Annotated in this window: 21 protein-coding genes; 7 read left to right on the top strand and 14 right to left on the bottom strand. The window is 41.4% G+C overall.

Features of this window, described 5'->3' with window-relative positions; all coding sequences use genetic code 11:
- The first annotated feature begins 16 nt into the window (after nt 1–16).
- A complete protein-coding gene (locus tag AABS66_RS15315) occupies nt 17–1183 on the top strand; it encodes a hypothetical protein (RefSeq protein ID WP_272574337.1) in 1167 nt (388 codons plus the stop codon).
- A gap of 73 nt (nt 1184–1256) precedes the next feature.
- Here AABS66_RS15315 and AABS66_RS15310 read toward each other — a convergent pair whose 3' ends face one another.
- The 6 genes from AABS66_RS15310 to AABS66_RS15285 all read right to left on the bottom strand — a co-directional run bounded on the left by AABS66_RS15310 (nt 1257) and on the right by AABS66_RS15285 (nt 7987).
- Complete coding sequence (locus tag AABS66_RS15310; RefSeq protein ID WP_272539772.1) at nt 1257–2360, bottom strand: ABC transporter substrate-binding protein; 1104 nt, start codon at nt 2358–2360, stop codon at nt 1257–1259.
- Nucleotides 2360–3226: a PepSY domain-containing protein gene (locus AABS66_RS15305; RefSeq protein ID WP_430225132.1), complete on the bottom strand. Its 867-nt coding sequence runs from the start codon at nt 3224–3226 to the stop codon at nt 2360–2362. Before AABS66_RS15305 ends, AABS66_RS15310 begins: the two co-directional genes overlap by 1 nt.
- Before the next feature lie 5 nt (nt 3227–3231).
- Nucleotides 3232–5376: a TonB-dependent siderophore receptor gene (locus AABS66_RS15300; RefSeq protein WP_430225131.1), complete on the bottom strand. Its 2145-nt coding sequence runs from the start codon at nt 5374–5376 to the stop codon at nt 3232–3234.
- Between the two features lie 135 nt (nt 5377–5511).
- Nucleotides 5512–6354, bottom strand: a complete 843-nt coding sequence (locus AABS66_RS15295) for a helix-turn-helix domain-containing protein (protein ID WP_430225130.1) — start codon at nt 6352–6354, stop codon at nt 5512–5514.
- Nucleotides 6355–6483: 129 nt separating this feature from the next.
- Nucleotides 6484–7383, bottom strand: a complete 900-nt coding sequence (locus AABS66_RS15290; RefSeq protein WP_206085557.1) for a hypothetical protein — start codon at nt 7381–7383, stop codon at nt 6484–6486.
- 55 nt (nt 7384–7438) lie between these two features.
- A complete protein-coding gene (locus AABS66_RS15285) occupies nt 7439–7987 on the bottom strand; it encodes a TetR/AcrR family transcriptional regulator (protein ID WP_430225129.1) in 549 nt (182 codons plus the stop codon).
- 94 nt (nt 7988–8081) lie between these two features.
- Here AABS66_RS15285 and AABS66_RS15280 point away from each other — a divergent pair, with 94 nt between their 5' ends.
- Nucleotides 8082–9581, top strand: a complete 1500-nt coding sequence (locus AABS66_RS15280; RefSeq protein ID WP_272539766.1) for an MFS transporter — start codon at nt 8082–8084, stop codon at nt 9579–9581.
- Between the two features lie 34 nt (nt 9582–9615).
- On the opposite strand, the gene AABS66_RS15275 is transcribed toward AABS66_RS15280, so the two are convergent.
- Nucleotides 9616–11025, bottom strand: a complete 1410-nt coding sequence (locus tag AABS66_RS15275) for an MFS transporter (RefSeq protein ID WP_430225128.1) — start codon at nt 11023–11025, stop codon at nt 9616–9618.
- Between the two features lie 74 nt (nt 11026–11099).
- Here AABS66_RS15275 and AABS66_RS15270 point away from each other — a divergent pair, with 74 nt between their 5' ends.
- On the top strand, nt 11100–11759 hold the full coding sequence (locus AABS66_RS15270) for a helix-turn-helix transcriptional regulator (RefSeq protein WP_206085565.1): 660 nt from the start codon (nt 11100–11102) through the stop codon (nt 11757–11759).
- Here AABS66_RS15270 and AABS66_RS15265 read toward each other — a convergent pair.
- The 5 genes from AABS66_RS15265 to nagK form a co-directional block, all read right to left on the bottom strand.
- The gene (locus AABS66_RS15265; RefSeq protein ID WP_371007474.1) at nt 11756–12304 is read right to left on the bottom strand and encodes a rhomboid family intramembrane serine protease; all 549 of its coding nucleotides are present in this window, start codon (nt 12302–12304) and stop codon (nt 11756–11758) included. The two genes, AABS66_RS15270 and AABS66_RS15265, sit on opposite strands and share 4 nt — an antisense overlap.
- Complete coding sequence (locus AABS66_RS15260) at nt 12301–17241, bottom strand: DNA repair ATPase (RefSeq protein ID WP_206085571.1); 4941 nt, start codon at nt 17239–17241, stop codon at nt 12301–12303. Before AABS66_RS15260 ends, AABS66_RS15265 begins: the two co-directional genes overlap by 4 nt.
- Nucleotides 17242–17316: 75 nt before the next feature.
- Nucleotides 17317–19518: a flotillin family protein gene (locus AABS66_RS15255; protein ID WP_206085573.1), complete on the bottom strand. Its 2202-nt coding sequence runs from the start codon at nt 19516–19518 to the stop codon at nt 17317–17319.
- 76 nt (nt 19519–19594) lie between these two features.
- Nucleotides 19595–20230, bottom strand: a complete 636-nt coding sequence (locus tag AABS66_RS15250) for an OB-fold-containig protein (protein WP_272539762.1) — start codon at nt 20228–20230, stop codon at nt 19595–19597.
- A 314-nt stretch (nt 20231–20544) separates the two neighbouring features.
- Complete coding sequence (gene nagK, locus AABS66_RS15245; protein ID WP_272539761.1) at nt 20545–21456, bottom strand: N-acetylglucosamine kinase; 912 nt, start codon at nt 21454–21456, stop codon at nt 20545–20547.
- A 278-nt stretch (nt 21457–21734) separates the two neighbouring features.
- On the opposite strand from nagK, the gene AABS66_RS15240 reads away from it, so the two are divergent.
- From AABS66_RS15240 to asd, 4 genes are all read left to right on the top strand, one after another.
- Nucleotides 21735–22358: a YagU family protein gene (locus AABS66_RS15240; RefSeq protein ID WP_206085583.1), complete on the top strand. Its 624-nt coding sequence runs from the start codon at nt 21735–21737 to the stop codon at nt 22356–22358.
- Nucleotides 22359–22505: 147 nt separating this feature from the next.
- Nucleotides 22506–22766, top strand: a complete 261-nt coding sequence (locus AABS66_RS15235) for a type B 50S ribosomal protein L31 (RefSeq protein WP_206085597.1) — start codon at nt 22506–22508, stop codon at nt 22764–22766.
- Nucleotides 22767–22768: 2 nt separating this feature from the next.
- Nucleotides 22769–22909 (top strand): type B 50S ribosomal protein L36, encoded by a 141-nt coding sequence (ykgO, locus tag AABS66_RS15230; RefSeq protein ID WP_206085604.1) that lies wholly within the window; start codon nt 22769–22771, stop codon nt 22907–22909.
- Nucleotides 22910–23226: 317 nt separating this feature from the next.
- On the top strand, nt 23227–24333 hold the full coding sequence (gene asd / locus AABS66_RS15225; protein ID WP_206085606.1) for an aspartate-semialdehyde dehydrogenase: 1107 nt from the start codon (nt 23227–23229) through the stop codon (nt 24331–24333).
- A gap of 77 nt (nt 24334–24410) precedes the next feature.
- On the opposite strand, the gene AABS66_RS15220 is transcribed toward asd, so the two are convergent.
- Both AABS66_RS15220 and AABS66_RS15215 read right to left on the bottom strand, forming a co-directional pair.
- On the bottom strand, nt 24411–24758 hold the full coding sequence (locus tag AABS66_RS15220) for a DUF1622 domain-containing protein (protein WP_206085608.1): 348 nt from the start codon (nt 24756–24758) through the stop codon (nt 24411–24413).
- 68 nt (nt 24759–24826) lie between these two features.
- Complete coding sequence (locus AABS66_RS15215; protein WP_272539760.1) at nt 24827–26407, bottom strand: phosphoethanolamine transferase; 1581 nt, start codon at nt 26405–26407, stop codon at nt 24827–24829.
- Nucleotides 26408–26456: the final 49 nt, after the last annotated feature.

Below are 26456 nucleotides of genomic sequence, written 5' to 3'. Positions count from 1 at the left end.
AATAAGGAAATAAAATATGGAAATTATATTTATTGATGTAATTGATAAAGAATATGAATCTTTTTGTCAGTTATATTGGCAAGTTAATGAAAATGGTCGTTTTTCATATTCAATGCTTAAATTAGAAGAAAAAACACAGTTAAAAACGAAAGAAATAAAAGCAATAGTTGCTAAAAGCTGTAAAGCCTATTGTTTAAAACTACAATGTGTTTCCTGTGGCGAAATGGAACCACTAAAAGATAGAAGCCACTTTAGTCATTTAAGTCATTTAGAACATATATGCATTGATTGTATTCGTATTGAAAATGAAAAGGAACGACTCGAAAAGATAGAGTACATTGATATGATGATGCTTTGTAAAAAAGAAAAAGCAATAAGTATCAATGATATTTCATTTGAAAACTGTGTTTATTTGCTTGCGTTGATACGCCATAGTGCAGATGAAAACCTAATGTATTTAGAAAGTATTGAAAGTCAGAAGTGTAAAAAACTGACGCCGAGTTGTGAATTTGACAGGTATATTATTGAGAAACTCTATGCTGAAGGTGTACTGGCTATTAGCTCAGCAACGAATTTAAAACGGTTAACGGTGAGCGAAGATGATATTCACTTTAATAAAATATCAATGTGTTGGGAGGTTATTGTCGCGGAAACAGATAACTTATCAGTTATAATTGATTTATTGGAAGATAAATTATCAGATATTTATTTTATAAATATAAATAAAGAAATTTTAATCAATCTATGCAAAGAAAATAATTTATATGAGTGTTTTTTTTATCTTAATAATGAAATGTCTGAATACGGATTTACTTCTTTTCAAATTGGTGAAAAAACAACGAAAAACATAGTTAATTTACTAGAAAGTATATCTGTTGGGCAAGTTTTTCATATTATCACTAAGACGGTTACGGATGCCTTTATCTATCACCAAAAAAAATCGACTAAAATCAATAAGGGGCAAGCGGCTAATTCTGTTGTTGATGCAATGAAAAGAATGTATGAAAGGTACTCTGCAAATGGGTGGCAGATATATTCAAAATACCGGCCTAGAGATTATCCTCAATCAGTACTTTGTCAGATTTTATTTGTATTTATTTTGCATACGGATGATGGTGGAATTCATAAACCGTTGAATCAAATTATAATTGAGGATAAAAGAGGTATTTTTTCAGCGCCTTAAGTGGCACAAACAGCATCTTTTTAAATAGTGAGTCGGCTATGAGTTTCTATAACTGACTCACCCAAATAAAATGTTATTTCAACGTCAAGGAAAATACCCCAGTCGCGGGGATTGGCATAAATTGTTGGTACATTTCTTTGCGGGTAGCTTCAGGGTCAATATCGTTAAACAACTCTGGGTGCAACCATTTAGCTAATGATTGAAAGGCGATAATATTTTCAGGTGAATCATAGAAAATATGCCATAAGCCATGTACTCGCCCTTGTTCGACAGCCCGTAATTGCCCAATAGGCTTGCGCATCGAAATGGCTTTTAAACTCGATTGTGCAGCTTGTTCTGTGGCGGAATAGCCAACGGTGACTCCTGCTTTACCTTCAGGGAAAACGCCAGTTGCGACATATACATCGGGTTGGCTTGCCAAAATAAACTCTGGGTTGAGTTTACCAATTGCCCCAGGAATAATTTTTTCACCAATTGCGATACCACCAGCAAGGTTTATCATATCCGTCATGCTGCCTTTTCCCGGTGAGCCGCAACATTCTTGTAAGCCGGGAAGATAATCCACAAAAATTGTTGGTTTATTTTTTGTCTCTATATTGGTTGGAATGCGTGCAATAATTTCATCCATTTTTTGTTGGTAATAGGCATTAAACTGATTCGCTTGAGCTTCTTTTCCAATGGCTTGACCGAGTATTTTCATACTCAGCTGGGTGTGTTTGATAGGGTGCTGGCTAAAATCCACGTGGATCACTGCAATCCCTGCGGATTCTAATAAACGGGCGGCTTCACTGCCAGCTCCGGGGCCATGTCCACCGGTTAACGGTAAAATAACTAAATCAGGTTGCAGGGCTAAGGCTTTCTCGATACTGAATGTATCTTCTGAGCCACCGCCGACAGTCGGAATATCATCAATTTGTTTAAACACGACCTTGTAAGCGGCATAACCTTGCACATCTAAATCGCGAAAATCCCCTTGCCACCCAATTATTCGTTGGAACGGTGCTTCTTTTTCTAAAATGGAAAGGGGGTAAATCATCCGTCCTTCCCCCAGCAAAATGCGCTGAACGTGATCAGGAACTTGCACTTGCCGGCCAGTAATATCAGTCACAGTTACTGCTTGGCTGTAGATTGAAAATGAAAAGAGACCGAATGAGAGTAAAGAAAGTAATAATTTCATTATGTTATCCTGTTAACCGATAGCGCAGAAGAGCGCCGTTTTTTCCACCAAATCACCACGCCACTGATATACAGAAAGGGCAATAAAAAGCCGGAAAAAAACACAATAAGCAGCCCAAAGAAACCCAGTCCAATTTCGCTATGGAGAGTTGAAACCAAACCTTTGATTTCTTGGGCTGAAATTAATGAAGTGAATAAATCGGGGCGGGCTAGAAGCATACCGCTGAAGGCAATAATAAAAAGTGGGAGAGTAAAATAGATAGCAAAGAAATAGTGCCATTGACGCCATTTAGCCCCATTTTTTAGGCCTTTTTTCCAATGCACTAACATGGAAAATACGTTTTTTCTTGGCCACCATAATAGGGCACCACTCACTATTGATACGATCAACACCACGCCACAAGTCAATACCAACCAGCTTCCTATTTCAGGAGGTAATAGCAGCAAACGGTGTAATGAAACCACTTTGGCAAAGAGTAAATCATCAAAAATAACAAACCCTTTTGCATCTGCATTGATTGGGTCAATAAAGGCGATACCCAGTTTATTCGATGGGGTAACAGAGCCAAACACCATCGCATTCGTTGCAGGAATAAAGCCACTGTTCGGTGGTGCAACTCCCATTACTTTATTGAGCTGTGGATAGCTATTTGTCGCTTGCTGTCGCCAAATGTCTGACGACAGCAATGCCCCTTGTGTATGCGGCGTGGCATACAACACATGTTGGCCAATTTCCCATTCTAAAATAGGTTTCTTCAGTAATAGTAGCGACCCAGAAATGCCTAAAATAGCAATGAAAAAACCGATCACTAAGCCGAGCCATAAATGGATTTTTAGCCAATATTGACGTGAAGAATGCTTAGCCATCACGATCACCAACGGTACCGTAATGAGGCAATCACGGTTCTATCAAAGCCAACAGAACATCCACCCATTGAACAACTGGTATAATATTGTTTATTGGTAATATTGTTGACGTTCACCCCCACTCGCCAGTTATTCAGGTTGGAATTGATCCCACCTAAATCATAATGTGCAGCGGCATCGAAGAGGGTATTTGATGGATTGGAAATGGTGTCATCGTTATTTACAGGGGATGAGCCGGTATAACGAACACCTGCACCGAAGCCCAGGCCTTGAAGTTGCCCACTCTGTAGGGTGTAATCGGCCCATGCAGAGGCAGTGTGTTCGGGTAAGCCTGTTGGGCGCTTACCTTTTTCTGCCGCATTATTGGTTTTGGTATTTTCTAATTGGTTATAAGTGTAAGCCGCGGTTAAATTTAGCCCATCAAATGGTGAGTAAACCCCCTGTAATTCAACGCCTCTGGAGCGAACTTCTCCAGTTTGTAAGCTATTTAAATTATTTTCAGGATCGGCGGTGAGCATGTTTTGTTGCTTCAGTTCAAACACCGCTAAAGTGAGGTTAGTGTTGCTGCCTTCTGGCTGATATTTCAGCCCTGCCTCCATTTGTTTAGCGGTAATCGGCTTATAGTTATTGCCATAAAAATTAACCCCAAGTTGTGGGTTAAATGAAGTGGAATAGCTTACATAAGGGGCTAACCCAAAGTCAGTGACATACATAGCGGCTGTACGGTAGGTAAATTTGCTATCCCGCTGCTCGGTAGATGCTTCACTTTTTCGATTGTGTGTTTTGCTATTCGACCAATCTTCTCTCCCGCTTAAGACCAAGATCACGCCGTTATCAAATTTCGCTTGCTGTTGTGCATAAATGCCCACTTGGTCGCTAGTTTGTAGTGTATTGGACATCATATTATTGACGGGGCCGTAATCACCGCCGTAGCTTGGGTTGTAAATATCGATTGAGCTCGCCTTTCCGGTCATCAAAATATAGTCTTCACGAGTATGACGATAATCCACACCAGTAAGTGAGGTCATTTCGATGTTATCTATCCACCAGTTAGCCTGTAAGTTGTTGTCTAAACTCAGAACATCGCCTTTAATGCGAAAATGGTAAGCCACACGGTTTAACGTTTTCATATCGGGGGAAAGATACATCCCCTGTGCGATATTGGTATTTAAATCGGTATGGCTAAAACGTGCGCCTGAGTGAGCCGAAAAGGTCTCGTTAAAATCAGTATCTAATTGATAGCCCAGAGATGCTTGTGTCCTATCATTTTTTAACCCAGGCTCATCGAGGAAAACATTGGGGTTCACCTTACCATTAGGATTAGGAAGCAGCGTGCCATTCAACGGTAAGAAAGGGCGCGGGGCACCAAACTTATCATGACTGTAATCGGCTAATACCGTGAATGTCGTATTGTCATTCGGTAACCAAGTAAAGGCTGGGGCGATATAGACTTTATCGTCTTTGATGTGTTTTATTTGCGTATCACTTTTACGTACAAGACCTGTTAGGCGATAAAAATATTTGTCGCTACCATCAATTGGCCCACTAAAGTCCCCTTGTAGCTGGCGGCGGTCAAAGTTGCCACCTTGTACTTCAATTTCATGAAGTGGCTGGTACAAAGGCCGCTTAGTGATTTGGTTAACAATCCCACCTGGCGAGTTTTGTCCATATAAAACGGACGAAGGGCCCCGAATCACATCAACTCGCTCTAAGCCATAAGGTTCTACTTTAGGCCATGCTTGTGCAGTGGTACTGCGTAAACCATCCCTTAACATCCCTGTGCTGGATGCATTAAAGCCACGGATATTTAAGCTATCAAAGCGCGATGATGCCGCTCCGTTGGTTTGTAGTACACCTGAGGTATAACGTAGCGCTTCACCCACTGATTGCGCGTTGTGAGCGCTCATTTCGTCGCGTGTGACGACGCTGATAGCTTGGGGTGTTTCAATTAATGCAGTATTGGTTTTTGTTGCACTGGTACTGCGTGTTGCCACATAGCCCCCTACTTCCCCTGTTGGGGATTGTACTGGGGATGCGGTGACAACAATTTTCTCGTTTTTGGCTTGATTGTTTTCTTTTGAATAGGCAGCAGACGAAAAAATTAATGAAATAACAGTAAGATAAATAGGTGAATACAGATAATTTTTCATTGAGACGCAAACCCTAGCAAGAAAGATAAAACGAGAATGTATCTCATTTACACTTTTCTGGTATTCGCGTCGCTTTGGCTATTCAGACTATTTATTTGTGAATATAAATATCCTATTGATTGGATTGATTAATAATCAACATAATGTTTTAGGTGAAAAACCAAATCGTTTACGAAAGGCTGTTGAAAGGTGTGCTGGGGAGTAACCGACTTTCCATGCAATAGTCGAAACTTGTTCTGCGCCAGTTGATAATAGGCGGTAAGCTAACTGGAGGCGTTGTTCTTGAATAAATGGCGCAATGGAAGAGCCAAACAGTTGTTTAAATCCAAAATTGAGTTTACGAATGTTGAGCCCTGAGAGTCGGCTAAGTTGGTATAAATTTGGCGGTTGCGCTAAATCGGATAAAATCAACGCCTTGGCTTCATTGAGTTTGCTTATGTCATGGCTGCTAAGTTTTGGATGATGAATAGATTGGTGGCTTTGTTGGATATGTTCAAATGAATGAGCACAAAGTTCGAGTATTTTGCCTGTTAAATACATGTCTCCAAGTACGCCACTGAGAGGGCTGTTCAGTATTTGATTTCCTAACGCAGTGAGGACATTACCTGCGTGTTTAGAAAGTAATTGTGGCCCTTGATTTTTGGCAGCAAGTAGCAACTCGGGTTGTTTAATGTGAAAAGAATCGAGTAAGTGTTCAGATAAGCACACAGAGACATAACGTACGTCCTCCGTTTGTAAAAAGCGTTGCTGGCTTTCTCTATCATGTTGATTGGCGATAACGCACAGTGATGCACCCGACAACGAAACCGTTTTTTTATTATCAGGCTGGCATTCAAGTTCACCATTCATCATTAAGACGAGTTTTACGCCTTTCCATAAAGGTTCGCTGACCCATTTCCCTGCCTCTGGGGTCATTTTTCCCCGCAAGAAAAATGACCCTGTATCAGGTAATAGTGCCGTTATCTGGTTATTATCCATGCCTTATCACCTTGTTAATTTCACTGTGTCAGAGCTTTTACTTGAGGATATTATTTCACCTGTTCATTATTTTCAATTTTATCGTGGTATTTCACAGGTATTCTCATCGAGAATACCTGTGAAACAATCTTACTTACTAGGTAACAGGTCTTCTATTTCAGAATAATAGAGCGGTTTTTTTTCGTTAGTGCCAAGTGGATTTTTAATAAATATATTTTTATAGACTTTACGTATAGCTAGTGTCCCTAATGAGGGATAACGTTTTAATTCAGTAGGTTGAGCTATAAGGTCGGCATCAATCACATATTTTTTACCATTATTATCCACTTTGATATTGCCATTGGAACCATAATCAAAAATGATATGACCTTTTTGTTTAACAAAGTCATAAGCAGCATTATCTCTAATATTTTTTCCAGATATATATTTAGAAATTAAAACATCTTTTCCATTATTTAAAGTTATTGCTCTTGAAAAATTAGTGTTTTTATTGAGTTTATTAAGTAAAGAGGAACAGCGGTATACATCACTATGGGGACTGTTATGATAGACATCATAAAAAGGGACTTTAATAACAAAATTTCCAATACGGTAGGCTGTTCCATAAGCACCATGGCCTAATGAATTGGTACTATTGAGGTATAAACCTGTGATTTTTTCCTTTTTCGCAATATTCAAGACGCCTCGATGAATAATTTTTTCATCATCTATTGCACTGTAACAGATGTTTTCATCTTTTATTCTCCTAACAAAAGAGTCAATGGTTTTGATATCTTCAAGTTTGGTTCTACTTACTGGGAGTACTGGTTTTTGTTTTTCTGCTATAGGCGTGGATTTTTTTTCTTTTGATGCAAGATAGGGGATATCAACATTGAATTTATATTCTTTTTTATAGTTAGGTTTGTTAAATCTATCATTATTATTTGATTTTATGCTATTTATATTATCTAAAATAAAGTTTTTATTCGTTCTCTGAGATTGATAATGGTAGTTATGGCTTGGAATCGCAGGGGTAATTATTTTTCTCATAATCATATCCTTTTTAGTATGTAATCCAATAATATTGGATTAGGATATTATTTATTTAAAAAAATGATGCTATTAATGATTTTTCAATATCACTAAATATAGATTGCCATTCATTATCATCGATTTCCATTAACCCCATATAGCGCAACATAAAAGCCCCTTCCGTTGCCAGAAACACAATGCGAGCTAATTTACCTTTTTCTGTTGATGTGTCGAGGTTTGCGATGCGTTCCCGATACCAAATACGCGTGCTTTCGAGGTATTCAGGGGTTTGCAGTAGTGATGCCATCAATGAAGCGCCTTTTGCCATGGCGATTTTATCGTGCTGGTGGGTGGCTTGCATGTGTGCCAAAACTTGCCCTTCTGGGGAGTTATCTCGCTCTATCGCTTGATTAAAAATTTCATCATAAGACTGCCCCCATCGCTCAAACATGGCATCGATTAAAGCATCTTTGTTGCCAAAACAGTATTGAACGCCCCCTTTGGAGATACCCATCGCTTTCGCAACCGCATCGAGCGTCAGAGCCGCAGCACCTTGATGAATAACAATATCTTCAGCAGCATCAAGTAGCTTTTCTCTGTCGATAGTTCGTTGACGTCCCATTTAGGAAAACCTCTTTTCAATACGTACGTATGGATTTATATTATAGCACGATCACCAATAAATGATGATCAAATAAACTCATTGAGAGAATGTTATGTTAACCGATTACAAGCGCTGGATAGTGCTTCTGTTAGTTTCAAGTGTGTTGTTTCTTATCGTTATTGATGTCACGGTGCTTTATACCGCATTACCTAAATTAACGCACGATTTAGGGGCGACATCATCTGAAAAGCTGTGGATTATGAATGCTTACCCGCTGGTAGTGGCTGGGTTATTGCCTGCTGCGGGGATGTTGAGTGACAAAGTCGGCCATAAGCGGATGTTTTTATTAGGGCTGCCACTATTTGGTATTGCCTCTTTGTGTGCGGCATTTTCACCCACAGCAACCAGCTTAATTTTATCGCGTGGTTTTCTTGCTGTTGGCGCAGCTGTCAGTATGCCTGCAACGCTTGCCATTGTTAGGCACGTCTTTATAGACCCAAAAGAAAGGGCGTTGGCGATTGGCATATGGTCCGCTGTAGCATCAGGAGGTGCAGCGATAGGCCCTTTAATTGGCGGAATTTTACTTAACCACTTTTGGTGGGGGTCTGTTTTCCTGATTAATGTTCCCGTTGTGTTATTAGTTATCCCTTTTGCGTATTTCTTGATCCCGCAATGTGGGGGGCAAAGTAATAAAAAAATCGATATTTTAGGCTCTGTTTTAGTGCTGGTTGGCTTAATTAGTTCAATTTATGCATTAAAAGAGCTTGGTAAACCTTATATTGATTGGATGAATGTAGTGGTTGCAGGGGGGATCGGGGCTTTCTTTTTGGTGGTATTCAAACGCCGGCAGATGGCGTCAGAATCACCAATGATTGATTTTGCATTATTAAAACAACCGAAATTCAGCGCAGGCATCATGATGGCTATTTTATCCATCGTGGTTATTGTTGGGGTTGAATTATTACTTAGCCAGCGTTTACAGCTTGTTTTAGGTTATAGCCCATTTGTCGCCGCGTTGTATATCATTCCTATTCCACTGGCTTCTGTGATAGCGGCACCATTGGCGGGTATGTATCTGCATAAATTTGGTGAAGTAAAACTGACCCTTTTTGGTTTTATTTGTACATTAGTCGGTGTTGTTGGTTTAACGATGGTGTACCAAACCTCAGCAGGTGTTCTGTTACTTTCATTCCTCTTTTTGATAGGTTTTGGTTTAGGTGCTATTTTTACGACGGCTTCGACTACGGTGATGTTAAACGCGCCTGATGAAAAAGCAGGTATGGCAGCTTCAATTGAAGAGGTTGCTTACGAAATAGGTAGTGTACTTGGCGTGACATTTATGGGTGGGCTGATGAGCGCTATTTATACGTTAAAGCTCTCTCTACCAGAAGGTATAGCGGTTAGTGATAAAGTGTATGACAGCATTGATGAGGCATTATTAGTCGCAGAAAAATTACCACAAGATAAAGCTAGTCTATTGGTCAGTCAGGCAAATATTGCTTTTGACCATGCATTTTTAGCGGTGATGGTCGCAACAATATTTGTTTTGTTAATCAGTATTATCGTTTTGCCTGCATTCTTGAGGTCAAAAAAGACGTCATCAGCCTATTAATTAGTAAAGAGGGAGCAATAGGCTCCCTTCTTTTTTACTTCACTTTACGAATCAAAAAGATAGCTAAAAGAGGGCTAAGAGCGAATAACGCAAACAACCAAATTGATGCTTGTTGTGCACCCACAATACCTCCAGGGTTCATTAAGCCACTATTATTCACAACCACACCAACCAAAGCAGCAGAAAGGGCAGTTGCATACAACTGGATTGTAATGATGGATGAAGAGGCTAAATTTTCCTCACCTTCTGGTGCGGCATTGAAAACGCGCAGAACTAGGTGAGGCCAACACACACCAATCCCGAGTCCCACACCCGCCATTGCGACTAAATACACAATAAATAGCGGTAGAGACTCAATAAGTTGCTGATTATGCGTTAAAACAGCTAACACAATCAGAGAGATAAATATGATGATTGGACCCGTTCTAATTATCTTCACAACAATTGGGCCTGTTTTATTGGCGCTAAATAACGCACCAATAGTCCAGCCTGCCGCCATGATTGCGGTTAAATATCCAGCTGACAAAGGTGAGAACTGATGGATAGTTTGTAGGAAATAAGGCACGTAAATTTCAGTTGTCATACCGCCAACGAGTAAACACATGGTTAAGAAAATGACACCAAGTGGATTTTTCAGCGAATAAGCGCCTGTTGGTAACAACCGCTTTCCATTTTTACCGTCTAAACGTGCCATCGTGACTAGCAAGGCAATACCGATAGCTAAACCGATAAGGTTTATCAATAGTTTGTCAGACAGACTACCAATGGAAATGGCGAGTACTGAAATGACTAATAATAAAATTGCCAAGAAGGGTATTTTATTATTTTGTGGTGTTTGAGTTTGTTTTTTAGGTAATTGATTAATAACGATAATAGCAAGGAATACTGCAACAGGAAGTAACGCCCAAAATGCCCAGCGCCAGTGGCCACCTTGTGCGAAAATTCCGCCAATGGCAGGGCCGCATAATGTCGCAATCCCCCACATCCCAGAGACCACCCCCATGGCCCGAGACCATAAGTTTTCGGTAAAGACGATGCGGATTAAGGCATAACTGAGTGCAAATAAAATTCCCCCACCGAGCCCTTGCAATGCACGTCCTCCCAATAACACCAACATTGAGGGGGAGGCTGCACACCAAATGGAGCCCAATGAAAAGAGGGTGAGGGCGATTAAATACGCCATCTTTGGCCCAAAATAGTCGAGCACTTTGCTTGAAAGTGCGGATCCGACAATCGAGGTAGCTACAAATAACGTGGTATTCCATGCATAATATTCGAGGCCGCCGATATCATTAACGACACTGGGTAAGATTGTGGTGACGATATAAATATTGATAGCATGTAGTGCAACGCCCCCAGTAAGGGCAATAGTCAGTAATGCATTGGTGCCGCTGAGTAAATCAGCCCACTTAGCCTGTGGTAAGGTCGATGTTTCATTGCTCATAGAGAGACCCGCTAGACGGAATAGGGAAAAAAGAGGTATTATCCAAGTAATAGCTTGGATAATAGAGTCGAATAATGATTAATGCAAGTAATTACTTTGATAATTTAAATCTAACACAAGCCGTCGATAAAGTGCTTTTTTGTATTAAAACCAAAGGGCCGATTTCGACGTCAGTGATTGCTAACGATTTAAATATGACAGGGGAAGCCGCAAGGCAACATATTCAAAAACTGACTTCGATGGGGTTAGTTGAAGGGGCTCAGTGTTTATCACAAACAGGCGCTGGTCGACCACGGCAAAATTGGGTATTAACCGAATTGGGGCATCAGCGTTTTCCTGATACTCATGCACAGCTTGCGTTACAGCTGATTGATTCTGTTCGGACTATTTTTGGCGATGATGGCTTGGAAAAGCTTATTCACCAAAGAGAGATTGAAAGCCGTGAAAAATATATCGCCCGCTGCCAAAACTTACCGTTAGCAGAGCGCCTTGCTGCATTAGCTGAAGTACGCAGCGAAGAAGGCTATATGGCAAAAGTTGAGCAAGAGGGGGAAGATTGGCTCTTTATTGAGAACCATTGCCCTATTTGCGCCGCCGCAACGGCTTGCCAAAATTTTTGCCGCTCAGAGTTAGCGCTTTTTCAAGAAGTGATAGGTAACGAGGCAAGTATTGAACGTGAACAGTATTTGTTAGAGGGCGCAGGGCGCTGTGTTTACCGTATTTCAGCGCGCTAACGTTTTTTCTCGCTTTTGTTGATCAACCAAGCAAATAAAATACCCGATAACGCGCCAGCAATATGGGATTCTGTCGAAATATATTGATGAACGGGTAACAAGCCGCTCGCCATTGCACCAAAATAAAATAACACTAACAATGCGATGGCGATATCCGCGAATTTTCGGCGCAAAAAACCTTGGGCAATCAACAACCCCCACAACCCAAAAATCCAACCACTCGCGCCAACATGTACGGCATTACGGCCTACTAGCCATACCATCAGCCCGCCAACAACAATAATAAATAGTGAAGCAACGAGATAAAACTTGATGGTGCGATGGAGTAATAGGGCACTGAGTATAATCAGCGGTGGAAGATTACTGAATAAGTGATCCCAACTTCCGTGAATAAAAGGGGCAAGCAAAATCCCTATCAAACCACTGAGAGTACGAGGGACAATACCAAAATGAATAAGCTCACCCGCTGTTAGGCTATTAATCAACTGAATGCCAACTAATATGGCAACTAAAGCGACTAATAGTGTCACGCGGGGGTATTTCATTCGGCTTTACCTAATGCTTGAACACTTTCGACTAAAGAGGCGAGTTGGACAACCACTCGGTCACCAATATCAGTATTATCACCACCAAGGGCTTTATTACGCATAAAGTCTTTCTTGATTTGTTGCCAGCGTGCGGCTTCTTTTTCGGTTAGTGTTCCTCGTAACTCTGCGAGTTTTAATAAATTTTCCTCTGCACCCGTTGTGAGCAATTGGGCTTCACCGAGGTAGTGGTCATCTAATAACCGCTCCAGCTCTTCATCATTCATAACAGAAGAGACTTTTTCACTGAGTTTATTCATATTTCGGTAACTGCCTTGCAAACGAAATGCAGGTTCAGTGCGGTATTTGTCCGATTGAGCTGCGCTGGCAATATATTGCTGATTGACCTTCAACACAATGTCGCGAAGTTTAACTAATTGTTTGATGACTAAAACTATTTCGTTTATTTCGGCGTCAGAGTAAGGGTAACTCAGTGTATTGGTTGAAACCGATTTCCCCATGGCTTTATCTACAAGGAGATATAAGTCATTGAGATCTCTGAGTGCCAGAGGGGCTAAAACGGGGTTCGAGGTTAAGCTATTTTCGATATAGCTTAATGCGAAAGCCTCATCCATCCCACCTAATACTTCCCCGAGGTTATAGATATCGGCACGGTTAGCTAACATATCTGGGATACGGAACACTTCGCCAGATTCGGTATAGGGGTTCCCTGCCATCACCACACAGAATTTTTTGCCGCGCATATCATAGGTTTTGGTTTTGTTTTTCCAAACCCCTTCAATACGCCGTGTTCCATCACACAGGGAAATGAATTTCTGTAAGAATTCAGGGTGTGTATGTTGGATGTCATCCACATACAGCATGACGTTATTTCCCATTTCAAGGGCTAAATTGAGTTTTTCTAGCTCTTGCCTCGCGGTAGCATTCGGTGCTTGTGCAGGGTCAAGTGAAAGCACATCATGACCAAGTGCAGGGCCATTGACTTTCATGAAAATCAGCCCCAAGCGATCAGCGGCGTATTCCATTAAAGTAGTTTTACCGTAACCAGGCGGGGAGATCATTAACAGTAGCCCCATTAAGTCGGTACGTTTTCCTTCACCGAGTGCGCCGATTTGCTTCGCCATGTTATCGCCAATAATGGGTAAGTAGACATCATTAATCAGTTTGTTACGTACGAAAGAGCTCAATGGCTTAGCTTTAAACTCATGCAATTTTAAGCGGCTACGTTCCTCTGTTACGATGCGTTGTCGCAAAGCTTGGTATTGGCGGAATTCAGGGATAAAGCGTTTTCGCTGCCCGCGCATCCGGCTAAAGTAATTATCTAAGCTGAGTGATAGCGTTTGGTTTTCAATGGTTGGGTGTTCCCCCAGTAAACCGCTGACTTTAAAGTAAAGATCAGCTTCGCTGTAACGGGCAGAAGCTACTTTATCTAAAATAATAATGGCAATTGCACCAGGTATATAAGGTACTAGATGTGCGAATTGAGGGGTTGAGCACAGCCCTTGCAGCCAATTTTGAATAAGTGACCAACGTTGGGCGTAGCGTGTACCTAAATTTTGTTGGGAACGATTGAAATCGAGCCACATATGGGCTTCTTCTAAGCGTTCTTGTAACGCTAGAACGAGTTCTTTTGCATATTTACTGTAGACCAGTTCGATAGGCGTTCGTGCTAATGCAAAGCTCAGATATTCCGCAGCTTGTGTTTGCTCATAACTTTGGCATTGAATAGGATTATCTTGTAAAAACAAACTGATATTGGCTTCAATTTCCGCTTGTAGGTCAAGTAAGGCATTATCATTATGGAACAGCTGATGAATGTTCATCGCTGTTCTAGCACGTTCAGGCCAAAGAGCGGGGAACTCTTCGTTTTGGGCTATTTCCCAGTAAATCGCTGCAATTGCACGCGCAGTCGGGTTATAACGCAGAAGATCGGCACTCTCCCCGACAGGAATTAATTTTTTTAAGATTGCAATGGCATCGTGGTCGTGAATCCCTTTTTCATAGCCTTCTTTGTAGCGTGGGCCTGCAAAATCGCGCACGATTTTTTCCAGCTTTTCAGGGGAAGTTAACGCGCTGGTTAACAACGCCATGTTGAGTTCGTCTTGGCGTTTAGCGGCAGAATAAATAATCGAATAAGCAAGGTACTCCGCGCGATAAACTGTCTCTGACTCAGATTCTAAAGTTGCCGTCCAATAAGGCTGTAACTGTGTGAGCTCTTCATTTTCAATCGGTTCCTGAAAATCCGTACCCGTGAGATATACCCAGAGTTGGTTATTTTTAGGCAAGATAGTGAGGTCTAGCTCTTGCGTGTTAACGCTAAACCGATGGCGACCCAATTTGATGATATTACCGCCATCTTCAAAAATATCGGTTTTATCGCGCAGAATGCGGATAGCTTGATCACGAGATGCTTTTAAGCGAGCATCAATATCATCGGCTTTAACGTTGTCGTTAATCTCTCTTAGTTTTTCGATGATTTCTCGCGTTTTTAACGCAAGGGGGTCTGAGGCAAAAAATGCATTTAGCTCATCTTGAGACTGTAGACGGGTGGTTCTGCGTTGCAAGCTATCGAGTAAGCGGTCAGCAGCAGTTAACAGGTTTTGTGCACGGCGTTGGCGGTCATCAATAAGAATTTGTTTATGAGATTCAAAGGTTTCAAGTAACTCTTCACGCTTGGCTAAGATATCATCAAGAAACTCATCGTGGCCACTAAACTGGCTTTCCAGTTCTTCTAATTGAACCAGTAATCTTGATAGCTGATCATCACAACGCTCAGGGTCTGTCGCAAGGGACAATGCGTTGGTGATACCTTGGCTAAATAAACGAAATTGTGCGCCAAACTGCGCCACGGTTTCAACGCTGGTTTGGGACTTTCGTTTCTGTTGTAAGCGAGCCCGTGACTGATTCAGCTGTGCATAAATTTGTGAGATAGAATCAATGATATGGGTTTGTTGTGTCACATCATTGAATGACAGTGAAGCCATTAAATTAGATAGCATATCCAAATCTGTTGACATTTTTTCCATGTCATTCATTGGGATATCTAATTGGGCGCTGTTTTGCGCTTTTTCGGTTTGTTCTTCAAAAACGGTTAATTGTGCTTTGAAAGGTTGTAGCGCTTTATCGCTAGCCAGAAAAACGGCGGTTTCTTGGGAGACATATTGTTGATTTTTTTCAATTTCGCCTTCCATTTCACTCAGTTTTTCTAAATCCATATAGCGAAATTCACGCAGCGAAATCAAGTGCCCGCGTTGTGCATTTAGGGCATTTAAACCATCAACAAATTGCTGAATATCATCCCAGCTGTCGGGTAATGTCAGCGATAATAGTGATTTCTGGCGGCTAATGGCTTCATTCATCGATTTAGCCGACTGCTGGCGGATGCTTTCTACCTTTTCATATTCATCAAGCACTAATTCACTGGTTTGCGTGATTTCTTTCAGTAACTTACCAATTTCTAAGCATTGCTCATCGCTGAACCAATAGTATAAATCCAATAAATTTTTAGGTTGCTGGCTGAGCTGCTCATAGCGGGCGATAGAAACATGATTACCTTCAATCTCTTTGGCAACATGCAATATTTCAGAAATACCACGGACTAAATCTGCGTTACCAATTCGGCCAAAAAAGCCCCCTCGAGTAGGTTGCTTATCCGCAAATTCATCAGAATAAAATGGTGTTTGCCACACTTGCATTGGATGGACGCGCGTGGCTTCTTCCCCTTCACCTTCGAACAGAACCATTTTGCCATCTTCAAGCATGGCATAACCATGCCCAATCAATGGAACGGACAGGGTACGTTCAATCAGGTTATAGTTGAAAAGTGCGATACGGCCTTGGTTCGGGGAATAAAAAACATATAAAACGTCTTCGCCATTGGGTGAACGACGTAAGCGGCGAAAACGCATGCCATCCATCGATTGTTCAAAGGTTTTGTATTCACCATTTTGTAGGTAATACCCCCCTGGGAAAATAATACCGTGATCTTCAGGGAGTTGAACGCAAGCCTGCCCAATGGCGTCAATGCGCTGCACAGACTGGGTTAGTGTGTTGTAAACCAGATAGCGCCAGCTTTCTTCTCGGTAAGGCAAAATCTTTAAAATAATCAAACTGCCTGTTTGGGCATATTCAATTTGCGCATCATCGAGGGACTGATTTTTATCCAGCACTGCTTCACGATAAATCCCCAAACCATCTTCAGTGTTATTTTCACACTTGATTGTTAAGTCACCACCGATAGTTTCAACGAATACGGTGTCGAGGATATTAATGTGAGGGTAACGGCCATTTACAGTATCTTCGCGAGTGGTTTTTTGCCACTCAAAGTCATAAGCGGGGGGGAGGGCGATATCGCGTTCCCCTCGATTATCAATGTATTCAATACGTTGTTTATCGCTTGAAATCGACCAACGAAAAACGCGGACATCGGTAATGCGGTCGCCAATTTGGAAGCTGGCCAGTAGTTTGCCATCTCGTTCGACAAGTTGCAGTAATTGGGTATTTTTATAATAGGTATAGAGCTCAGTAAAATCCTGAACAAAGCGAGTATCATTTAAAAAGGTATCTTCATTATCGACGGCTTCAACATCAAATTCGCCTTCGTTTTCAATCAATCGATACAATGAAAACACATCATTGAGGTGCGTTTCTTTTTTTAATCCAAGGAAAACGTTATAGCCAAATAGCAACCATTCACCCACTCGAACAATATCTCGGGCTTGGCAGTTATTTTCAGTACGAATACGAATACGCCCAATAATATCCATTTGGCTTTGACCAAATTCTTCTAGGCGTTTTTCATTGAGCTGTATGGCTTTTTGGTGAAGTTGCTGGCCTTGTTCGGTCAGCCGCTTACGTAAAATGTCATATGCGCCCCCTTCTGCAACAGCGCTATCGAGTATTTCTTGCTCGCGATCCGTTTCCTGAAAATCTGACATGGTGCAGCGAATTCCCTTAAAGTGGATGAAAAAAAGGCAATAGGGGGCAAAAAAGCCCCCTCAGATTTTGATTAACTAAAGTTGGTCATCAGCGGGTGGAACGGGTTTTGCCGTTACGGTTTTTGCTAATTGTCCAGCCCCTTTTGCAGCCATAAAGCCATTGATTAGGTCTTGAACTTCAGGGTTTCTCAGTAAAGCGGCAATATCGATTTTTTTATCTTCTTTACTGCGGTTAATCAGCTTTTCCACATTTTCTTTGGCAAAGCTACTTTTATCCATAAAGCCATCGACAGCCTTACCTAAGCTAAGTGCTTTAGAGAAGGTGTTGAAGAAGTTGCCATCGCCGCCCACAATTTCGATATTGGTTTTGCTAAGCGCTGCAGCCAAGACATCCGCTTGCTCACGAGCGATTTCTTTGTTGGCATCGATAGAAGCCATAGCTTGTTCAAATTCTTTCTCAAGGCGCATACGGAATTCTTCATGGGAACGTGCGGTATCGCTGAGGTGATCCATTGATTTGAATTTGTCAGTTAAGCCGTCTGCTTCGGCTTTCAGGCGCTGGCGAATAACTTCCGCCTGTGCTGAACCTAATTGGCCTTCACCTCGAGCTTGTGCTGCCAGTTTCTCTTCAAGGACTTTTGCATCCGCTAAACCTAATTTTTCTTTTGCGTTAGCTTGTTGTTCTTCACCACGCGCTTGCGCTGCTAATTTCTCTTCGAGGATTTTGGCTTCAGCAAGCCCTTGTTGTTGCTCTGCTTTCGCTTTGGCTTCCATGACTTGTGCTTCGGTTAAACCTTTTTCTTTTAAGCCGCGCGCTTCTGCTAACAGTTTTTCGGCGGTGATATTGGCAAGCACTAAACCTTCTTTTTCTTCTGCTTCAGCAGTCGCTTGGCGAACGCGTGCTTCTGCTAAACCTAATGCAGCGTGTTCAGCTTCAATTCCTTCTGCTAAGCGTTTTTTCGCTTCTGCTTGTTTGGCTGAAGCTTCTAATTCGGCTTGTGCCATGGTGCTGATTTCTTCCGCTTTGTGTTTAGCGCTCGCTTCATCGGCTTCGGCTCTTTTCACTTGGCGAACCAATAACTCTTCAGCTTCAGCTTGTGCATTGATCACAGTCACTTGGCGCATACGATCAGCTTCGGATACTTCACGGACTTCTTTTATACGTTCCTCTTCCTGTGCGACAGTTTTTTCAACGGCAACACGTTCACGGATCACATTCGAGATATTTTTGCGTTCTTCTTCTAATGCTTTTTCTTTTTCAATGCGTTGTAGCTCAACTTCACGCTCACGGGCAACGATTTCAAGCTCTCGTGCGCGACTAACGCGTTCTTCTTCAATGGCTACGGCACGGGTGCGGTTTTGTTGAGCAACTTCAACTTCACGCATTCGGTTTTCTTCACGAATCTCAATTTCTTGCTGAGTTTGTATACGTGCTTGTTCCGATTTTAAGCGTTCTTCTTCTTGAACACGCAAGGTTTCAGCTTGTTCGCGGGAACGAATATTATCAATTTCACGTTTTTGACGTGCTTCCGCATCCGCTTGTTGGCGTTCTAGCGCTAAACTGGCTTCGCGTGTTTCCACATTTTTCTTTTGAATCGCTAACTCTTGGTCACGTTCTTTTTGGTTCGTTTCAATATTATGGATAGCGGTAATTTCAGTGATTTTACGAATACCTTCAGAGTCAAAGATATTGTTTGGGTCAAGGGCAGATTTCGGTGTTTGCTCTAAGTAGTCAATGGCAACGTCTTCTAATGCATAACCATTAAGGTCTTTGCCAATCACATCAACGATGCGGTCACGGAAGTTTTGGCGATCTTCAAAAAGTTTCGCTAAATCAAACTGTTTACCGACTGTTTTTAGTGCTTCAGAGAATTTTGCACTAAATAAGGTGCTGACGGCTTGATGGTCAGAAGCGCGGTCAACCCCAATGGCTTTTGCTACTTTCAATACGTCTTCAGTGGTTTCATTTACGCGTAAGTAAAAAGCAACAGTGATATCCGCACGCAAGTTATCATGGCAAATTAAACCGTCTTTGCCACGGCGATCCACTTCTAATGTTAGAAGTGAAATGCGCATAAATTCTTTTTTGTAGATAACAGGATAGACCAGCGCACCTGTGAAATGCACTTTGGGCTGTGAAGACATGTCATTCACAATCAGTGCTGTACCTTGTGGGACTTTGATATAGAAGGCTTTAAATAATCCAAAGAAGCCTAAAATAATGACGATGATCCCGCCAATAATGGTTAAAAAGGGCATTAATGCAGCCAAATCCATATTTCTTCTCCATAGGTTCCGACGAGGTCGTTATTTTAAATAGGCAAGCAAAGGTTTATTGTCTATATCGTGAAAACTAATGACGGAACTCATCTTCCGTCACGACTTGGTAACTGTGGGACTGCGCATCATAGCTAATAATGACGACGCGATCGCCTCGCTTTAAATTCTCGATTGATGGTGCGCGTATCTGTAAAATTAACCCTGCACCGCCATCTTCTAACATCGCTTCCCCATTTTGTTCACTCACAGAGCCTGAACGTACAGTTGCTAATTTGCCAATAAGCTGATGTACGGTTTTGGGTTTATTGAGGCTGACGAGTTTTTTACGAACAGGTTTTAAACATAAAGCAGTGAGATGAAGGGAAATAAACAGTGTGATGGCAAATACGGCAAAGCCAACAAGGTAGCGTAATAGGGTTGAATCAATAAAACGGATAAAGCCATAAACGCAAAAGTAACTGATAACCCAGCCAAATAGCGTAAATAAGGTTAGAATAATGGTAACTGGAATTCCTGCTAAGCCCAGTTTAGTGAGCCAGCCCGCAAAGCCCGTAGCGTCGAGTCCTGCATCAAATTCAGTATCGATATTAAAGACATCAATATCGAGTAAGCCAAATGCAGCACATAACCAGTAAAATAAAACAATAATGAGTAATCCACTAAAAACAATGGTGGGAAACATCAAACTATTCTGAAAAAACAATCCCATAAGGCTTTCTCTTTATTGTTGTTTAAGGGGTAACGGCGGATGTTTTTGTTTATTACCTTATTGTATGTAATGCAATAATAGCGTTTTTAGCCACAAGCTGTATCAGACAAGTCTTTATCGCCCAAATTTAATAATATCTTGCTGTTTTCTATTTATAATTTGCTGAAATTATTCTTAGAATGACAATGATAATAAAACCGATGGATCTTCGGTTATTTTAGCACCATTTGTAAATGGATGATAATGATTATCATCTGAAAATAAAGGTAAATGAACTCCTTGGCAGATAATTACCAAGGAGTATGAAAGGAAAGTTAGTCGATTAAGTTGAGGAACGCAGCACCGCGTGCCCCGCCAGAATCACCATAGCGGGCTTTTTCAATGGCAGGTAAAGTGGCAATTCCATACAGATATTGAGGTAGAACTTCAGGCAAACGCCGGTAAATTTCTTCAAATTGCGATAAACCGCCGCCAAAGACGACTAAATCGGGGTCGAATACGGTAATGACTTGCCCCATAAACATCGCCAATACAGACATGTAGCGTTCAACGTGTTCGATTGCTTCAGGGCTTTGCTGATGATATCGCTCAATAATTTCAATAGCAGAGCGTTTTTCCCCTGTAAATGCAGTATAAATACGTTCAAACCCAGGGCCTGAAAGGTAAGTCTCGAAACAAGCTGTTTGTCCGCAGCCACAGGTTACTTCAGGGACGGTATCCCCTAATAGTTTTGCTGCGCGAACACTGAGGTTCATGTGGCCAATTTCGCCTGCAATCCCATTTTTTCCTGACAACACTTTGCCATTAATGACAAAGCCACCCCCTACACCTGTACCCAAAATTAAGCCCAACACTGTTGGATAACGCTTAAATTCAGGATCCCAAGCTTCGGATAGTGCAAAGCAATTGGCATCGTTTTCCACTTTTACTGGGCGCTGTAACGCATTGGTTAAGTCATGAATCAGAGGCTTGTACTGCGCTGCGGGAACGTTAGTGGTAAATACGGTGCCTTCTGCATGATTAACAATACCAGGAACGCCAACGCCAATTTTCCCTTGGCAATTGAATTTTTCATCGGCTTCTTGGGTGAGTGTAAGAAAGGCATCCAGCAGTGCTTGGTAGTCATTTTTAGGTGTCGGAACACGTTTCTGCCAGACTTGATTGAGTTCATTATCAAAGACTGCAAGTTCAATTTTGGTTCCGCCCATGTCAAAGCCGTAATACATTTTCCTTTTCCCCAAATGGTATGTTTATCATCGATAATGACGTATCCATTTGATAAACAATTAAATGATCTTGTGTGATGGCCTAATTATACAAAAGATTGTGGCTGGAGAAATTATCGTTTTGGTTTTTATTTCTGTTCAGTGAACTCAGAGTAGCAATGGTGAGCGTGATTATTTCTATCAGTGATTATTATTTTATTGATTCATGTCATTTACGGATGTTCATAAAAGGAGAATAAATAAATCTCAAAAAAACTTAAGTCAAATAAAGAGGTTTTATGGCTCGGGGATTCTTTTATATTACAGAAAAAAAACGCCGCCGTTATGGTGTTGCGTTCTTTGTTGGTATTATCAGTGGGATTGTTTCTGCCTTTGTGAAGTGGGGGGCAGAAGTGCCTTTACCACCACGTAGTCCAACCGATATGTTTAATGCCGCTTGTTCACCAGAAACACTGATCCGCGTTGCTGAGCAAGTGGACTGCTCACGTAATTTTCTCAATCCACCTTATGTATTTTTAAGGGATTGGTTAGGGATGGTAGACCCAAATGCGGCAGTGTATACATTCGCAGGACATATTTTTAATTGGGTCGGTGTGACGCATATCCTATTTTCACTGGTTTTTGCGATTGGTTACTGCATCGTGGCAGAGATTTTCCCAAAAATTAAATTATGGCAAGGTTTGTTAGCGGGGGCATTAGCACAGTTATTTGTTCATATGATTTCATTCCCTTTAATGGGCTTAACACCACCACTTTTAGACTTACCTTGGTATGAAAATGTTTCTGAAATCTTCGGGCATTTAATTTGGTTTTGGTCGATTGAGATTATCCGTCGCGATTTAAGAAACCGCATAACAGGTGAGCCAGACCCTGAAGTTCCTTTATCGCAAGGCTATCGTTAAGGTTTTTATTCTCACCCCAACTGACAGGCGTTATGGTAAAAATAACGCCTGTCTTCCTCTTTAGTTTGTTTTTGACAAATAAAATCATTGCGTCCCTTTTTGATAAAGTGTATTGTTATATTATAACATTACATTTAGGTGGTTATTATGAAACAAGGGATCCATCCTCAATATCGCACGGTTGTTTTCCATGACACCAGTGCGGATGCCTATTTCAAAGTGGGTTCAACGATTAAAACAGAAAAAACGATTGAATTTGAAGGCGAAACTTTTCCGTATGTTACGTTGGACGTCTCTTCTCAATCACATCCGTTCTACACGGGAAAACAAAAATTAATTTCCCAAGAAGGGAAAACAGCGCAATTCCAGAAACGTTTTGGGCGTTTTCTGCGAACAGAGGATAAGTAAACGTGAAAGTGTTGAGTTCATTAAAAACAGCAAAAACGCGCCACCCGGATTGCCAAGTGGTTCGCCGCCGTGGGCGCGTATATGTGATTTGTAAAGCCAATCCGCGTTTTAAAGCGGTGCAAGGTTGCAAGAAAAAACGTTAGTTCCTGCTTTTCCTTTAAAAATTTACCTGTATTGCCTCATTTTGTTTTTAGCTTAACCACGACAACACATACTCCTTGTCGTGGTTTTTTTTGTTTTTTCTTTGCGTCCATTAGTTTTATTACTAATCATCCTGCTAATAGTGATGAAATTCACTTGCACACCGGTTCATATTTTGTCAGGTTTAATACATCCGAAAAATTTCGAGCTTCAACTTCCGTGAATGCCGAATGAATGATTAAAAAATGGCCGCATTGACGCCAATGGAGCTGGAACTGGAAATTTCTTGGTAAAAATTAAACAAACAGGGTGAATAAAAATGAAAAATGTAGGGTTTGTTGGCTGGCGAGGAATGGTCGGCTCAGTATTGATGCAGAGAATGGTCGAAGAACGTGATTTTGATGCGATTCATCCTGTTTTCTTTACGACCTCACAACATGGCGCTGAAGCACCGGTTTACGGTGGTCATCGTGGTGTTTTACAGGATGCCTTTGATATTGATGCTTTAAAAGCATTGGATATCATCATTAGCTGCCAAGGCGGTGATTATACTAATGAAGTTTACCCTAAACTTCGTGAGTCAGGCTGGAATGGCTACTGGATTGACGCAGCATCTTCATTACGTATGAAAGACGATGCGATTATCATCCTTGACCCAGTGAACAACCAACACATCCAAGATGGTTTAAATAAAGGCATTAAGACCTTTGTTGGTGGTAACTGTACAGTGAGTTTGATGTTGATGTCTCTGGGCGGCTTATTCACCAATAATTTGGTTGAATGGGCATCTGTTGCCACTTACCAAGCGGCATCGGGTGCGGGTGCTCGTAATATGCGTGAACTTTTAGCTCAAATGGGGTCATTACACACGCAAGTCGCAAAAGAGCTGCAAGACCCTGCATCTGCAATTTTAGATATCGAGAAAAAAGTCACCGACTTTACCCGTAGTGGCACAATGCCAACAGATGCCTTCGGTGTGCCATTAGCAGGCAGCTTGATCCCGTGGATTGATAAAGCCTTAGAAAATGGGCAAAGTCGCGAAGAATGGAAAGGCCAAGCAGAAACCAACAAAATTTTAGCAACGGGTAATAACATCATTCCAGTGGATGGTTTATGTGTTCGTATTGGTGCACTGCGTTGTCATAGCCAAGCTTTCACTTTAAAACTGAAAAAAGATATTCCATTAAACGAGGTTGAACAGCTGTTGGCTTCCCATAATGACTGGGTGAAAGTGGTGCCGAATGACCGTGAAATTACAATGCGTGAGCTAACACCCGCAGCAGTTACAGGCACACTAAGCACGCCAGTAGGGCGCCTGCGTAAACTGAATATGGGCCCAGAGTATTTATCTGCCTTTACTGTCGGTGACCAACTGTTATGGGGCGCCGCTGAACCGCTGCGCCGTATGTTGAGAATCTTACTGTAATGACAAACTAATACCGTGTTTTATCAAGCCTACACATGAACATTGTGTAGGCTTTTTCGTTAAAAGGGCTTGGTAATTTATTGTATTTTTTGGGGATGTTGTTGTGGCTGGTGTTCTAATTCTTTTGCTAAGAAATAGTTTAGGAACGTCCTGATCACGGCGATGATACCTAATTTGATCAGGCTATCTAAATCAGGGTCAACGGTGGTAGCTAAAATATCCGCTGCTAACTGAAACTCTAATGCGGTGGCTAACCAATCACCAAAGCAATAACGTGCGGTACGCGCTATTTTAACGCGAAACCATACAATTAATGTTTTGATTAAACCAATAATCACACAGATGACAGAAATGGTTTCTAACAGTAATTGAAGTACATGAACGCTAGAGCCTAATAACTCACGTAAAAAAGTTAATTCGAACATACAAGCCTCGATATTTAGATGAAACTCAATGCGCTAACTATGAGCAAAGATTGGCAAAATATCGAGTTTTATTGTGGGTCGACCGTTTCTGTTGGTAATTGATTAATGGATAATAAATTTCGGTTACCGTCAATTACCTGAATATTATCGCTTGGTTGGTAACATGCGCGCAGAGGTGATAAGCAAGCTTGAGACGCGCGCTGTTGTATACCAAGCCAATCACTGATTAGCCAATAATTATTTGCTGTGGAATAAGGGGCGTGTAAATGTGTTGTATTTACTGTTGGCTTACTAGCACTTTGGCTGTACCAAATTAATAAGGGAATTTCATAGGCCTCTTTTCTTGGGTTATTAACACCATGGTGGTAGTGAATAGTGTTATCACTGTCTAAGCGTTGCAATGCGTGATCTGAATAGTACATCAAAGTCGCAGGTTTACCTTCGAGTTGCTGCATAAGGTTTTCGATAAATTTATCGGTATAAGCAATTGAACTGTCGTAGCAATCGTCATCTTCTTGGCCACTAAATGTTTTTAGCTCGTCTTCAGGAAACCGGTTACAAGCAGGTTCATGGCTCCCATAGGTATGTAAAACGATGAGCTTTTGTTTATCGGTTGGGTCATTGAGAGCATCACGGAAATCATCTTGCAGTTCTTCATCATAGCCAACAAATTCGTTCCAAGCTTTCTGTTGTGACATCGAAGCAATTGCAGAAATGATACTGGTACGTTTGTTCGTTTTGCCCTGATTGCTGATCCAATACGTTTTAAAACCCGCGTGATTCGCTAATGAAATAATATTGTCTGCATAATGTGATTTGTCCTGCATCTGCTCAAAACGGATGTTAGACAATGAAATAGGAACCGACAAGATGGTGACAGGCGCGGGGGAATAGGCTTGTTGAAACGCAAAAATTTGGGGTTTCCGATTATTCAAATTAGGTGTTGTATCATACTGATAGCCGTAGAAACTCATATGGTCACGACGTAGCGATTCCCCAATGACAAGCACATAGATTTGGGTTTCAGAGTTTTTTTTCTGATAATTAAACGAAACTTTCTGGGACGATATTTTCTTGATCCCGCGGTTTTCATATAAATTTTTGACTAGCGCTGCGGCATTGTAGAACGGTGTATTCAGTAAGTATTTTTCAGTGATTAATAATGCGCTATCAGGCTTACTAAACAGTGATGCGTAATAGGCTGGTATGGCTAGTAGATAACCGCAAAGGAGTGCCAGGCTTATCGCGGCGGTACGGCGATTCATATATTTTGCACATAGATGAATACTTGATAAATATAAAGTAAAAACAAATAGATAGAAAATTACATAGCCAATATTGTAGGAAAGCATTCCCACCGTCTCACTGCTATTGGTATTGATAAAGGTTTCTGCGATAGAAGAAGAGAAGCGGATATCGTGTTTTTGATAAAAGAAGAATGAGACGGATAAATTGAGTGCCCACAAGAGCGAAACAAAAACAGTAAATACCTTGCCAAGAAGAAACCGATAGACGCCAGCGCAAAGCAGTAGTATCAGGGTACCTGAAATCACAATCGCAATGTCTGCAATAAGGCTAACATCCCCACTGAAAAATATAGGAATGATAGATATCAATAACGCATAAATTGGAATAATAAGTTGGCGCATTAGGGTGCTCTTTTTATCTGTTTTTGGCCTTGCCTTAAGTTATGTGGAT

It is taken from the genome of Providencia sp. SP181 (assembly GCF_050446505.1).
GTDB classification, from domain to species: Bacteria; Pseudomonadota; Gammaproteobacteria; order Enterobacterales; family Enterobacteriaceae; genus Providencia; species Providencia vermicola.
Note: the sequence above shows the minus strand (reverse complement) of the source record. Positions and strands in the feature narration are given on the sequence as shown.